Annotated in this window: 11 protein-coding genes; 5 read left to right on the plus strand and 6 right to left on the minus strand. The window is 66.0% G+C overall.

What is annotated here, in order from left to right:
- Nucleotides 1-26 precede the first annotated feature (26 nt).
- On the minus strand, nucleotides 27-1,691 hold the full coding sequence (locus A7X97_RS03070; RefSeq protein WP_005408998.1) for a CTP synthase: 1,665 nt from the start codon (nucleotides 1,689-1,691) through the stop codon (nucleotides 27-29).
- 400 nt (nucleotides 1,692-2,091) lie between these two features.
- Nucleotides 2,092-2,325, minus strand: coding sequence for a hypothetical protein (locus tag A7X97_RS03075; protein ID WP_005408997.1), 234 nt, complete (start codon nucleotides 2,323-2,325; stop codon nucleotides 2,092-2,094).
- Between the two features lie 172 nt (nucleotides 2,326-2,497).
- On the opposite strand from A7X97_RS03075, the gene parE reads away from it, so the two are divergent.
- The 3 genes from parE (at nucleotide 2,498) to A7X97_RS03090 (ending at nucleotide 6,749) form a co-directional block, all read left to right on the plus strand.
- Nucleotides 2,498-4,387 (plus strand): DNA topoisomerase IV subunit B, encoded by a 1,890-nt coding sequence (parE, locus tag A7X97_RS03080; RefSeq protein WP_061478449.1) that lies wholly within the window; start codon nucleotides 2,498-2,500, stop codon nucleotides 4,385-4,387.
- A 176-nt stretch (nucleotides 4,388-4,563) separates the two neighbouring features.
- Nucleotides 4,564-5,142, plus strand: a complete 579-nt coding sequence (locus A7X97_RS03085) for a GNAT family N-acetyltransferase (RefSeq protein ID WP_111007621.1) — start codon at nucleotides 4,564-4,566, stop codon at nucleotides 5,140-5,142.
- A gap of 110 nt (nucleotides 5,143-5,252) precedes the next feature.
- The gene (locus tag A7X97_RS03090) at nucleotides 5,253-6,749 is read left to right on the plus strand and encodes a S10 family peptidase (protein WP_088497742.1); all 1,497 of its coding nucleotides are present in this window, start codon (nucleotides 5,253-5,255) and stop codon (nucleotides 6,747-6,749) included.
- Nucleotides 6,750-7,139: 390 nt separating this feature from the next.
- Here A7X97_RS03090 and A7X97_RS03095 read toward each other — a convergent pair whose 3' ends face one another.
- The gene (locus tag A7X97_RS03095; RefSeq protein ID WP_019658889.1) at nucleotides 7,140-8,261 is read right to left on the minus strand and encodes an inorganic phosphate transporter; all 1,122 of its coding nucleotides are present in this window, start codon (nucleotides 8,259-8,261) and stop codon (nucleotides 7,140-7,142) included.
- 13 nt (nucleotides 8,262-8,274) lie between these two features.
- On the minus strand, nucleotides 8,275-8,901 hold the full coding sequence (locus tag A7X97_RS03100; protein ID WP_004152833.1) for a DUF47 domain-containing protein: 627 nt from the start codon (nucleotides 8,899-8,901) through the stop codon (nucleotides 8,275-8,277).
- A gap of 292 nt (nucleotides 8,902-9,193) precedes the next feature.
- On the opposite strand from A7X97_RS03100, the gene A7X97_RS03105 reads away from it, so the two are divergent.
- Both A7X97_RS03105 and A7X97_RS03110 read left to right on the plus strand, forming a co-directional pair.
- A complete protein-coding gene (locus A7X97_RS03105; protein WP_088497741.1) occupies nucleotides 9,194-10,498 on the plus strand; it encodes a hemolysin family protein in 1,305 nt (434 codons plus the stop codon).
- On the plus strand, nucleotides 10,482-11,141 hold the full coding sequence (locus tag A7X97_RS03110) for an exopolysaccharide biosynthesis protein (RefSeq protein ID WP_053501113.1): 660 nt from the start codon (nucleotides 10,482-10,484) through the stop codon (nucleotides 11,139-11,141). The genes A7X97_RS03105 and A7X97_RS03110 overlap by 17 nt, the downstream gene beginning before the upstream one ends.
- Before the next feature lie 112 nt (nucleotides 11,142-11,253).
- Here the strand turns inward: A7X97_RS03110 and A7X97_RS03115 are convergent, their stop codons facing one another.
- Entirely contained in the window at nucleotides 11,254-11,751 is a 498-nt protein-coding gene (locus tag A7X97_RS03115) for a pyridoxamine 5'-phosphate oxidase family protein (protein ID WP_005416015.1), read from the minus strand.
- A 69-nt stretch (nucleotides 11,752-11,820) separates the two neighbouring features.
- Nucleotides 11,821-12,816 carry an LLM class flavin-dependent oxidoreductase gene (locus A7X97_RS03120; RefSeq protein ID WP_088497740.1) on the minus strand — a complete coding sequence of 332 codons (996 nt, stop codon included), beginning with the start codon at nucleotides 12,814-12,816 and terminating at the stop codon, nucleotides 11,821-11,823.
- Nucleotides 12,817-13,005 lie beyond the last annotated feature (189 nt).

Genomic DNA, 13,005 nt, shown 5'->3' on the forward strand with positions numbered 1-13,005 from the left:
TGGGGGCCGAAGCCCCCATTCACAAGTCAGGCGCGCGCTTCGGAAAGCAGCTTGCCGCCGGCCTTGCGCTCGCGCGCGGCACGGATGAAACCGATGAACAGCGGATGGCCGTCACGCGGCGTGGACAGGAATTCCGGGTGCGCCTGGCAGGCCAGGAACCACGGGTGGGCGTCGCGCGGCAGCTCGACCACTTCCACCAGGGTGTCGTCCATCGACTTGCCGGCGATCACCAGGCCCGCATCTTCCAGCTGGGTGCGGTAGCGGTTGTTGAACTCGTAACGGTGGCGATGGCGCTCGGCGACCACGTCCTTGCCGTACAGCTCGCGGGCCAGCGTGCCCGGCTTCAGGCGCTGCTCCTGCAGGCCCAGGCGCATCGTGCCGCCGAGGTCGCTCTTGTCGTCGCGCTTCTCGACATCGCCGGTGGCGGTGCGCCATTCGGTGATCAGGCCGATCACTGGGTTCGGCGACTGGCGATCGTTCTCGGTGCTGTTGGCACCTTCCAGCCCAACCACGTTGCGCGCGTAATCGACCACCGCCGCCTGCATGCCGTAGCAGATGCCAAAGTACGGCACCTGCTGCTCGCGGGCGAACTTCGAGGTCAGCACCTTGCCTTCGAAACCACGGTCACCGAAGCCACCCGGCACCAGGATGCCGTCGACATCGGCCAGTGCGGCCATGTCGGTGCCTTCCAGGTCCTGTGCTTCCAGCCACTTCAGGTTGACCTTGGTGCGCTGGCGCAGGCCGCCGTGCTTGAGGGCTTCGCCGACCGACTTGTAGGCATCCTGGTGATCGACGTACTTGCCGACCACGGCGATGGTCACTTCGTCCAGCGGGTGCAGGGTCGCATCGACCGCGTCTTCCCACATCGACAGATCGACCGGACCGGCCTTGTCGGCCAGCTTCAGCTGGTTCACCACGATTTCGTCCAGGCCCTGTGCATGCAGGCCGGACGGGATGCGGTACAGCACGTCCACGTCCGGCACGCTGATCACCGCACGCTCGGAAACGTTGGTGAACTGGGCGATCTTGCGGCGCTCCGAATCCGGCACAGCCTGCTCGGAGCGGCACAGCAGCACATCCGGCTGGATGCCGATCGAACGCAGCTCCTTCACCGAGTGCTGGGTCGGCTTGGTCTTCAGCTCACCGGCGGCGCCGATGTACGGCACAAGAGTGAGGTGCATGAACAGCGCCTTCTCCGGGCCACGTTCGGTGCGCACCTGGCGGATCGCCTCCAGGAACGGCAGCGACTCGATGTCGCCAACGGTGCCGCCGATCTCGACCAGCGCCACGTCGTAACCTTCCGTGGCTTCATCGATGCAGCGGCGGATCTCGTCGGTGATGTGCGGGATGACCTGCACGGTCGCGCCCAGGTAGTCGCCACGGCGCTCCTTGCGGATCACGTTCTCGTAGATGCGGCCGGTGGTGACCGAGTTCTTGCGGCTCAGGCGGGTGCGCACGAAGCGCTCGTAGTGGCCCAGGTCGAGGTCGGTCTCGGCGCCGTCGTCGGTGACGTAGACCTCACCGTGCTGGAACGGGCTCATGGTGCCCGGGTCGACGTTGATGTACGGGTCGAGCTTCATCATCGTGACCTTCAGGCCACGGGCTTCGAGAATGGCGGCCAGTGACGCAGCGGCAATGCCTTTGCCGAGCGAGGACACCACGCCGCCGGTTACGAAAATCAAGGGAGTCATGGCTGCAAGCATCCTGTCTGGAAATGGAAAACGGCAGCACCACGCGCACCCGGAGGGCGGGCATGGAGCTTGAAGGGGGTTTTCCGGTTCGCTGGGGCAGCGAGGGAGGTGCTGGGCCGTGCGGCGGCAGGCGCCGGACGGGGACCACCCTGCGAGGTCGGGGCGACCGTGCCGGTCAAATCGACCGTCACCTGCGACCCGCATTGCTGGCGACCACGCATGGTCGTGCCAGCCCATTCGCAAAGGGTGGACACGCACTTACTCCCGGAAAGCCATAGTTTACAGATTGATGGGCGCCAACCCAAGGGGCAGTTGCGGCCGTCACTCAAAAGAAACGCCCCGCTGGGCGGGGCGTCGGGGGGCGAATCCCTTGCGGCAAGGGCTTCGGAGGGCGGAAGAATTACTTCTTCTTCCGCGCCTCTTCTTCCTCTTCCTGCTGCGGGGCCGGCTGGCCCTGCGCCTTCATTTCGGCATTGGCCTGGGCGCGGCGCTTGGCCTTGGCATCGGCTTCGGCCTGCGCCTTGTCGGCCTGGCCACCCTGCTGCGGGGCCGGCTGGCCGGCGTTCTGCGCCACCACCAGCGGCACTGCAACGGCGGCAGCGGCCAGGATCGCAATGGTCAGCAACTTCTTCATGAGGTCCTCCTCGCGGTATGGCTTGGATGTTTCGACCCAACGGGGGTCGCCGGCATTCAGATTCCAGCGGCTGCCATTTTACCCCCTCCCCGCCGCCGAGGCTGAACCGCAGGCGTGCAAAATCCCGTGCCAGACCCCACACTTGCCCGTCGCTCCAAGCTTTCGAAGACAGATGAACGCCCGCTATAACGCCGCCGATATTGAAGTCCTGTCCGGCCTTGACCCGGTCAAGCGCCGTCCCGGCATGTATACCGACACCGCGCGCCCGAACCACCTGGCGCAGGAAGTGATCGACAACTCGGTGGACGAGGCCCTCGCCGGCCACGCCCGCTCGATCGAGATCACCCTGTACAAGGACGGCAGCGTGGAGGTCAGCGATGACGGCCGCGGCATGCCAGTGGACATCCATCCGGAGGAGAAGATCCCGGGTGTCGAGCTGATCCTCACCCGCCTGCACGCAGGCGGCAAGTTCAGCAACAACAACTACACCTTCTCCGGCGGCCTGCACGGCGTCGGCGTCAGCGTGGTCAATGCGCTGTCGACCCTGGTGGAGGTGCACATCAAGCGCGACGGTGCCGAACACCGCATCACCTTCCGCAACGGCGACCGTGCCACGCCGCTGGAAGTGGTCGGCAGCGTCGGCAAGAAGAACACCGGTACCCGCGTGCGCTTCTGGCCGGACCCGAAGTACTTCGATACGCCGAAGTTCGCGGTGCGCGCGCTCAAGCACCTGCTGCGCGCCAAGGCCGTGCTGTGCCCGGGCCTGACTGTGAAGCTGACCGATGAAGCCACCGGTGAAGTCGATACCTGGTACTACGAAGACGGCCTGCGCGATTACCTGAAGCTGGAGCTGGGTGATCGCGAGATGCTGCCGGCCGAGCTGTTCGTCGGCAGCCTGAAGAAGGACACCGAGGTCGTGGACTGGGCAGTGGCCTGGCTGCCGGAAGGCGAGCTGGTGCAGGAAAGCTACGTCAACCTGATCCCCACCGCCCAGCACGGCACCCACGTCAACGGCCTGCGTACTGGCCTGACCGAGGCGCTGCGCGAGTTCTGCGACTTCCGCAACCTGCTGCCGCGTGGCGTCAAGCTGGCCCCGGAAGACGTGTGGGACCGCGTGTCGTTCGTGCTGTCGCTGAAGATGACCGACCCGCAGTTCAGCGGCCAGACCAAGGAGCGCCTGTCCTCGCGCCAGGCGGCCGGCTTCATCGAAGGTGCCGCCCATGATGCCTTCAGCCTGCTGCTCAACCAGAATGTGGAGCTGGGCGAGAAGATCGCGCAGATCGCCATCGAGCGTGCCAGCGCGCGCCTGAAGACCGAGAAGCTGGTCGTCCGCAAGAAGGTCACCCAGGGCCCGGCCCTGCCCGGCAAGTTGGCAGACTGCATCAGCCAGGACCTGTCGCGCACCGAGCTGTTCCTGGTGGAAGGTGACTCGGCAGGCGGCAGCGCCAAACAGGCCCGCGACAAGGATTTCCAGGCGATCATGCCGCTGCGTGGCAAGATCCTGAACACTTGGGAAGTCTCGTCCAACAGCGTGCTGGCCTCGGAGGAAGTACACAACCTGGCCATCGCCATCGGCTGCGATCCGGGGAAGGACGACATCAGTGGCCTGCGCTACGGCAAGGTGATCATCCTGGCCGACGCGGACTCCGACGGCCTGCACATCGCAACGCTGCTGACCGCGCTGTTCCTGAAGCACTTCCCGGCGCTGGTCGATGCCGGCCACGTGTTCGTGGCGATGCCGCCGCTGTTCCGCATCGACGTAGGCAAGCAGGTGTTCTATGCCTTGGACGAAGAAGAAAAGCGCTCGATGCTGGACAAGATCGAACGCGAGAAGATCAAGGGCGCCATCAACGTGACCCGCTTCAAGGGCCTGGGCGAGATGAATCCGCCGCAGCTGCGCGAGTCGACCATCCACCCGGATACGCGCCGCCTGGTACAGCTGACCGTGGACGATGGCGAGCAGACCCGCTCGCTGATGGACATGCTGCTGGCCAAGAAGCGCGCGTCCGACCGCAAGGGCTGGCTGGAGAGCAAGGGCGACCTGGCGTCGCTGGAAGTCTGATCCAGCCCCATCATCCGGTAGTGCCGGCCGCTGGCCGGCACCCTCGGCATCCGCGTGATCAGGGCAGATCCGCCGGCCAGCGGCCGGCACTACCGGTTCATGCGCCCTTGGCATTACGCCGCCATCGGCAAACCCGGCGGAGCCATAATGCGCGTCCACCCGTGTGGACCATCGTATTGGCCAGCCACTCGTTGCTGTTCCCCGCCCTGCCGCTGCACAGCGCGCGGTTGGTGCTGAGCCCGATCCGCCGTGACGACGCGGCCGCGCTGTTCGCGCTGCAATCCAATCCGGACGTGATGCGCTGGTGGAACCATCCGGCCTGGACACGACCGGCCGAAGCCCGCGAACAGATCGACGACGACCTTGCCGCGCACGCGATCGGCACCCAATTGAAGCTGGCCCTGCGCGAATCACCCAACGGCCCACTGCTGGGCGTCTGCGTCGCATTCGCCATTGATCGTGAGGCCATGCGGGCCGAGATCGGCTATCTGCTGGCGCCCGACCGCCAGGGCCAGGGCTACATGCATGAGGCCCTGCAGCAGATGCTGGGCTATCTGTTCCGCACCTTGCACCTGCACCGCATCGAAGCCGAGATCGATCCACGCAACGTACCCTCGGCACATGTGCTTGACCGCCTCGGCTTCCACCGCGAGGGGGTGCTGCGCCAGCGCTGGCGCATCCAGGGCGAGCTTTCGGACTCGGCCGTCTATGGCTTGCTGGCCAACGACGAAGCGATAGCCGCCCTGCCCGTTTGATCCAATCTGGCCACAAGCCGCTGCAGAACGTGGCCATGCCTTTGGACACATACGGCACGGCACTCCACCGGCCTAGCATCGGAACCCCCTTCCGCTGCCGATCCGGTGCCATGAAGTCCCTGCTGCACACTGCCGCGCTCTGCGTCGGCCTGCTCATCGCCCCCACCAGCGTGCTGGCCGCGCCCGCCGCTGACACCAAGCCCGATTCGAAAGACGACAGGACCGACGCGCCTGCGCTGCCCGCCGATGCGTCGGCGCGCCAGAGCATGCGCCTGGCCGGCCGCACCCTGGACTACACCGCCACCGTCGGCACCCTGCCGGTGCGCGATGAGAAGGGCAAGGTCATCGCCGATGTGGTGTTCACTGCGTACACGATGCCGGGCAAGGACCGGCCGGTGACGTTCGCGCTCAATGGCGGCCCCGGTGCCTCGTCGGTGTACCTCAACATGGGCGCGATCGGGCCCAAGGTGGTCACCTTCGGTTCGGAAGGCGACAGCGCCTCGGCGCCCGCCACCCTGCATGACAACCCCGGCACCTGGCTGGACTTCACCGATCTGGTGTTCATCGATCCGGTCGGCACCGGCTTCAGCCGCGCGCGCATCGGCGACGATGAAGCGAAGAAGGCGCTGTACAACCCCAGCGCCGACATCGAATACCTGTCACGCTCGATCTACGACTGGCTGCTGCGCAACCAGCGCATGGCGTCGCGCAAGTACCTGACCGGCGAGAGCTACGGCGGCTACCGCGGCCCACGCATCACCCACTACCTGCAGACCCGGCTGGGAGTTGCGATGAACGGCCTGGTACTGGTCTCGCCGTACCTGAGCCCGACCCTGGAAGACAACGCCGATGTCTCGCCGATGGCGTGGATGCAGACCCTGCCGTCGATCGCCGCCGCGCACCTGGAGCGCCAGGGCAAGCTGACCGATGCAGCGATGCGCGACGTGGTGGAGTACACCCGTGGCGACTACGCCACCGCGTTGATGAAGGGCCGCAGCGATCCGCAGGCGACCGAGGCGATGCTGCGCCGGGTGACCGAACTGACCGGGCTGGACCCGCAGTTCGTGCGCCGTGCCGGTGGTCGGCTGGAAACCCAGGCCTACCTGCGCGAAGTATTCCGCGACAAGGGCACGCTGGGCAGCCGCTACGACTCCAATGTGACCGCGTTCGATCCATTCCCGAATGACCCGGAGCAGCGCGCCAATGATCCGCTGCTGGACAGCATCATCGCGCCGACCACCACGGCGATGGTCGACTTCGTGACGCGCGTGGTCGGCTGGAAGGTGGATGCGCGGTACCGGGCGCTGAACTACGACGTGAACCGGCTGTGGGACCGCAATGGCGAGCTGCGCGATGGCGCGGTGACCCAGCTGCGCCAGGCCGTGGCGATCGACCCGCACCTGCAGGTGCTGATCGTGCATGGCTGGAACGACCTGTCGTGCCCGTTCATGGGTTCGATCCTGACCGTGGACCAGATGCCGACGATGGGCAGCAATCCGGACCGGGTGCAGGTGCGCAGTTATCCGGGCGGGCACATGTTCTACAGCCGGGCGGACAGCCAGGCGGCGTTCCGCAGGGATGTGCTGGCGTTGTTCCAACGCAATTGAGGAGGGTCGGCCGGGCCTGCCGCTGGCCCGGCACCCGCCGGATCAACGGCAACGGCAACGTCAAAAGCAGAGTTTCCGTGGGTTGGCGGGCCGAGGTGGGCATGCGGGGGACGGCAAAAACCGCTCCTGCGTGCCTCGTAGAGCGCCATCCATGGCGCTCTGCGCCCCCGCCTGCCCACCCCGGCCCGCCTTCGACAGATTTCTGCGAGCCGTCGGTGGGTCCCGACCGTTGGTGGGTGCCGACCGTTGGTCGGCACGGGATCCGAACCTGATTCTGCTTTTGGTAGGTGTCGACCTTGGTCGACACGATGGGTGCAGAAATAATGTTCTTCCCATGAAAAAGCCCGCCGGAATCCGGCGGGCTTTTTCGTGTGCACCTTGGCGTGGCGATCAGGTCCAGCCGAACAGCTCGAACAGCTTCAGGATCAGGTACGCACAGCCGCCTGCCGCGGGAATGGTCAGGATCCAGGCCCAGACGATGCGCTCGATCACGCCGAACTTCAGCGAACGCGGGTTCTTGGCGAAGCCCACGCCCATGATCGCGGTGGAGATGCTGTGTGTGGTCGAGACCGGCATGCCGAAGTGGGCCGCCAGGGTCAGGATGGTGGCCGAGCTGGTCTCCGCGGCGAAGCCGTGGATCGGGTGCAACTTGACCATCTTGTGGCCCAGGGTCTTGATGATCTTCCAGCCGCCCGAAGCGGTACCGGCGGCCATCACCACCGCACAGGTCAGCACGATCCACATCGCGATGCCGTCACCGGCGTGGGCGTCCGGGTGCATGAAGGCCAGCCAGGACGGCAGATCGTTCAGTGCGCCGGTGGCTTCGGCACCAATCAGGGTCATCGCGATGATGCCCATGGTCTTCTGCGCGTCGTTGTGGCCGTGGGCGAAGCCCATGTAGGCCGCCGAGGCGATCTGCGCCTTGCCGAAGAAGGCATTGACGATGCGCGGACGGGCCAGGCGGCCGATGGCGCCACCGACCTTGGCCAGGCCGGCGATCAGCGCCCACAGCAGCACCATCACCACGATGCCGAGCAGGAAGCCGGCGATCGGCGAGGTGATCATCGGCACGAACACCTTCCACAGCAGGCCCTTGTTCTGCGCCCAGCTGCCCAGGCGCTCCGACCAGATCAGCGCGTCCCAGTTGTTGTGGGCCGCGGCCAGACCGGCACCGCAGAGGCCACCGATCAGGGCGTGCGAAGACGAGGACGGCAGGCCCTTCCACCAGGTGATCAGGTTCCAGATGATGCCGCCCAGCAGGGCGCACAGGATCACCTGCGGAGTAACCTCGACCACGTTGGTGTTGAGCAGGCCCGAGGCGATGGTCAGCGCCACCGCAGTGCCGGTCAGCGCACCGATGAGGTTCATGAAGGCGGCCAGCATCACCGCCCAGCCGGGCGAGAGCACCTTGGTCGCCACTACGGTGGCAATGGAGTTGGCAGTGTCGTGGAAGCCGTTGATGAACTCGAAGACGAGCGCGGCCAGGATCACCACCAGGACAAGGGTCAACATGCGGCGGCGTCCGTCAGCTGTTCTTCAACACGATCTGGTACGCCACCACGCCGGCCTCGCGGCAACGGTCGATGGCCTTTTCCAGGATCTCGAAGAATTCCTTCAGCAGGAACATCTGCAGGTTGTCCAGGCGACCGGAGTAGATGTCGCGGTACAGCTCGAGCATCAGGCGGTCGGCCTCGTTCTCCAGCGAGCGCAGCTTCTCGTTCAGCGCGGTCATCCGGTCCAGGTTCATGTGGCGCAGGTCGGCCACCATCTCCACCACCACGCCGGCGGCCTGTTCCAGCATCGCCGCGCGCGGCGCGAAGTCGATGTGCTCCAGGTGGGTCGTGGCCAGCGAATAGCGATCGGCGAACTTCTCGATCTGCTTCGGAATCTTGTACAGGGCCGAACCCAGCGCTTCGATGTCTTCGCGCTCGATCGGGGTCATGAAGCTGTCCACCAGCGCCTGGCTGATCTTGTCCGAGGCCGCGCGTTCGCGCAGGCGGGCCAGCTTGAAGGCGTCCAGCGCGGGCTGGCGATCGGCCTCGCGCAGCATGGAATGCAGCGCCTTGGCGGCATCGGAAGCCGCGACGGCAGCCTCATCAAGCAGGGTGTAGAACTGTTTGCCGGAACCGAAAATGGTCTGCAGAGAGAACATTGAGAAACCTGTCAGCCGTCGCGGGAAGGACGGCACCAGAGCGAATTATGACGGCTAGATGACCATCACGGGTATCCCCGCCCCCTTTCCGGGGCTTGGAACCCCGAACCTGAACAGGCGGTTGCCACCCTGCCACGCCCCTTTGCTAAGATGCCAGCGCGCCTTCGGGCGCATCCTATGGACGACGACCCTTATCCCCCAGCGCCGCGCCGGACCCTGTTCCTGAGCGCCAGCCGCCATCGCAAGCACCCGCCCTCCCTGCCACCAACCGGGGACGACGCCCGTGTTTGAAATGATCCTGATTGTCTTCGCGCTGGTTCTACTGAACGGCTTCTTCGCCATGTCCGAGATGTCGGTCATGACCTCGCGCAAGAGCCGCCTGAAGCAGATGGCCGCCACCTCCAAGCGCGCCGCCAAGGCGCTGGAGCTTTCGGAGAAGCCGGAGAGCTTCCTGTCCACGGTGCAGATCGGCATCACCGTGATCGGCGTACTGACCGGCTACCTCGGTGGTGATGCGATCGGCGACGCGATCGCCGGCTGGCTGCAGGGCCTGATGCCCGCCTTTGCGTACGCGCGCGAAGTAGGCACCGCCCTGGCGGTCTCGCTGATCACCTTCATCACGCTGATCTTCGGCGAACTGGTGCCCAAGCGTCTGGCCCTGACCCGCTCCGAGGCCATTGCCGGCCTGGTCGCGATGCCGATGAGCTGGCTGGCCAAGCTGGCCCTGCCCTTCGTCTGGCTCCTGTCCAAGACCACCCAGCTGGTACTGAAGGTGCTGGGCCTGGGCAAGGACGAGGCCGCGCAGGTGACTGAAGAAGAGATCCGGATGCTAGTGGCCGAGAGCCACGAAGCTGGCGTGATCGACGCCCACGAGCGCGACATGATGAACCGCGTCATGCGCCTGGGCGACCGCACCGCCGACAGCCTGATGACCCCGCGCAACCGCATTGCCTGGCTCGACACCCAGGCCGGGCTGGAGCGCAATCTGGACATCATGGCCGAGCACGAGTTCTCGCGGTACCCGGTGTACCGCGACAACGACATGGACGTGGTCGGCGTGCTGGAGCTGAAATCGCTGGCCACGCGCATGGCGCGCGGCGACAACGCGCTGTTCCAGACCCTGCGCGAACCGCTGTACGTCTCCGAATCGACCCACGCGATGAAGCTGCTGGAGATCTTCCGCGAGGAGCAGCAGTCGATGGCGCTGGTGGTGGACGAGTACGGCGAGATCCAGGGCCTGGTGACCATCAGCGACCTGATGGGCGCCGTGGTCGGCCGCCTGCAGGCGGTGGAGAATGCCGATGAAGACGCACTGGTGGTGACCCGCGAGGACGGCTCGCTGCTGGTCGACGGCTCGCTGCCGATCGAGGACCTGCGCGAGCTGATCGGAAGCAACGACCTGCCCGATGCCGAGGATGGCGACTACTACACGCTGGCCGGCATGTGCATCCATTACTTCGGCCGCATCCCGCACGCAGGCGAGTACTTCGACTGGGCCGGCTGGCGCTTCGAGGTGGTCGACCTGGACGGTGCGCGGGTGGACAAGCTGCTGCTGCGCACGTTGTCCGACGAGCAGGCCGATGAGCTCACCGCCTGAGGCCGGCCAGGGCCAGGGCGCGCAGCGCCCGACCTACCGCAACGAGGGCATCCGCACCCTGCTGGAGATGTTCGCCTCCGGCGATCCCGCCGAGCACATGCCGCTCGGCCAGATCCTCAGCAACCTGCAGCAGAGCGCGTTTGGCGTGTTCCTGTTCGTGGCGATCCTGCCCTCGTTCATCCCGATCCCGGGCATGGGGGGTGCGGTCAGCGGCCCACTCGTGGTCCTGATCGGACTGCAGATGCTGTGTTGCCTGCGCCGGCCCTGGCTGCCCGGTTTCATTGCCCGACGCGGGCCGAAGCGCGGCACCATGCACCGCTTCCTGGACCGTATCGATCGCCCGTTGCGGCGACTGGACAGGATGCTGAAGCCTCGCCTGCCGCAGTTGCTGACACCGCTGCCCGCGCACGCCTTCAGCGGCCTGCTGCTGGTACTGCTGGGCATCCTGCTGTCATTGCCGATTCCGTTCACCAACTTCCTGTTCGGTTTCCAGCTGCTGCTGTTCTCGCTGGCGCTGCTGGAGCGCGATGGTGCATTGATGCTGTTCAACTGGATCGCAGCGCTGGTGGCGATCGCGTTCTTCGGCTTCAGTTCGGGGCAGCTGGTGGGCTATACAGTGGAACTTTTCCAGCGCTGGTTCTGAAGCGGCATCCGGTAGAGCCGGCCGATGGCCGGCTGCCACGTTTCCAGGGTTGCCGGCCAACGGCCGGCACTACCGGCATCCGCTAGATCCACGCAACGCGTGGATGCGGCAATCACCGAAGGTCGACGAATCCGTTGTCCGCCAGCGGTGCCGGATCGTCCTGCACCGCCGACAGCACGAAGCTCAATGCCTTGCCCAGCAAGGTGCCCGGGCCATCCCAGTATTCGGCGCTATCGGCGCGCACGTGGATCAGGCGAAGGTTGGGGTCTTCCTTGCCGGCGGGGAAGAACAGCTTCATCGCCGGCGACCACAGCTCTTCGATCTTCGCGCGATCATCGACAACCCGCGCCCGCCCCGCCACAGACACATAGGTGTTCTTCGATGGCGAGGCATAGGCCACATTGACGCGCGGGTCGAGCGCGATCTCGGCCACCTTCGGGCTGTCGGCGGTGATCACGAACCACAGGTCACCGTCGAAGGCGACCTGCTGGGTGGCCAACGGCCGGCTGTAGAGCCGCCCATCGACGCCGGTGGTGGTGAACATCGCCACCTCCACGTCCTTGATCAGTTCAGCCAGTTGGGCAATGTGTTCGGCACGGGTCTCGGCCATGGTGGGAACTCCAGAAAGGGGAGCTCCCATCAGACGCGGATCGGCCGCAACGGGCCGTGACGCGATTGTTCAGCCCGCGTGGCGGCCATGCCAGGCGTTCATCGCCAGCTCGAAGGAACGCAGGCGCGCACGGTGGTCATACAGGTTGGCAGTGAGCATCAGCTCGTCAGGCTTGTGCCGCTCAACGAAAGCGGCGATACCCTCGGCCACCTGCTGCGGATCGCCCAGCACGGTGCAGGCCAGGGCCCGTTCCACGCCGAGCTTTTCGTGCGGCTCCCAGAAGGCTTCAATGTCGTCGATCGGCGGCGGGATCTTGCCCGGCCGGCCGCGGCGCAGGTTGACGAAACTCTGCTGTTGGCTGGTGAACAGGCGACGCGACTCGGCCTCGCTGTCGCTGGCAACAACATTCAGGGCCAGCATCGCGTGCGGCTGCTTCAACGTGGCCGAGGGGCGGAATTCGCGGCGGTACACCGCCAGCGCTTCGTCCATCACGTCCGGCGCGAAATGCGAGGCGAATGCATACGGCAGGCCCATCGAGGCGGCCATGCGTGCGCCAAACAGGCTTGAACCGAGGATCCAGGTCGGCACCCGCAGGCCACCACCCGGAACGGCCCGCACTGCCTGTCCAGGCTGGACCGGCTCGAAGTAGTGCAGCAGCTCGCGCACGTCCTGCGGGAACTGGTCGGCGCTGTCGAAATAGCGGCGCAGTGCTCGCGCGGTCGGCTGATCGGTGCCCGGCGCACGGCCCAGGCCAAGGTCGATGCGGTCCGGATACAGCGAGGCCAGCGTTCCGAACTGCTCGGCCACCTGCAGCGGGGCATGATTGGGCAGCATGATGCCGCCCGCGCCGACACGGATGCGTCGGGTGCCACCGGCAACATGGCCGATCAGCACGGCGGTGGCGGCACTGGCGATGCCGGGCATGTTGTGGTGTTCGGCCAGCCAGTAGCGGCGGTAGCCCAGCGCATCGGCGTGCTGCGCCAGTTCCAGCATGTTGGCGAAGGCGGCGGTGGTGTCACTGCCCTCGCAGACCGGGGCCAGGTCAAGGATCGACAACGGGATCATCAGGCGTTTTTCCGTCACAGGATCACCCTTGCATGGGGGCGGCCGGGCGCAGCGGCCAGTGACGGTGGCGGGATGCTGATTCCCGTAGGGCAGGTTCAGCGCCCACCGGATCGTGTAGAGCCGAGCCCATGCTCGGCTGCCTTTCGTCGACCAACAGCAGCCGAGCATGGGCTCGGCGCTACAGAAGCG

The organism is Stenotrophomonas sepilia (genome assembly GCF_003244875.1).
Lineage (GTDB): Bacteria > Pseudomonadota > Gammaproteobacteria > Xanthomonadales > Xanthomonadaceae > Stenotrophomonas > Stenotrophomonas sepilia.

What these genes read in the sequence shown, in the direction of transcription:
- A7X97_RS03100 (WP_004152833.1), bottom strand. Translation starts at nt 8,901, where the DNA reads ATGTTCTCTCTGCAGACCATTTTCGGTTCCGGCAAACAGTTCTACACC.
- parE (WP_061478449.1), top strand. Translation starts at nt 2,498, where the DNA reads ATGAACGCCCGCTATAACGCCGCCGATATTGAAGTCCTGTCCGGCCTT.
- A7X97_RS03090 (WP_088497742.1), top strand. Translation starts at nt 5,253, where the DNA reads ATGAAGTCCCTGCTGCACACTGCCGCGCTCTGCGTCGGCCTGCTCATC.
- A7X97_RS03115 (WP_005416015.1), bottom strand. Translation starts at nt 11,751, where the DNA reads ATGGCCGAGACCCGTGCCGAACACATTGCCCAACTGGCTGAACTGATC.
- A7X97_RS03105 (WP_088497741.1), top strand. Translation starts at nt 9,194, where the DNA reads ATGATCCTGATTGTCTTCGCGCTGGTTCTACTGAACGGCTTCTTCGCC.
- A7X97_RS03070 (WP_005408998.1), bottom strand. Translation starts at nt 1,691, where the DNA reads ATGACTCCCTTGATTTTCGTAACCGGCGGCGTGGTGTCCTCGCTCGGC.
- A7X97_RS03095 (WP_019658889.1), bottom strand. Translation starts at nt 8,261, where the DNA reads ATGTTGACCCTTGTCCTGGTGGTGATCCTGGCCGCGCTCGTCTTCGAG.
- A7X97_RS03075 (WP_005408997.1), bottom strand. Translation starts at nt 2,325, where the DNA reads ATGAAGAAGTTGCTGACCATTGCGATCCTGGCCGCTGCCGCCGTTGCA.
- A7X97_RS03120 (WP_088497740.1), bottom strand. Translation starts at nt 12,816, where the DNA reads ATGATCCCGTTGTCGATCCTTGACCTGGCCCCGGTCTGCGAGGGCAGT.
- A7X97_RS03110 (WP_053501113.1), top strand. Translation starts at nt 10,482, where the DNA reads ATGAGCTCACCGCCTGAGGCCGGCCAGGGCCAGGGCGCGCAGCGCCCG.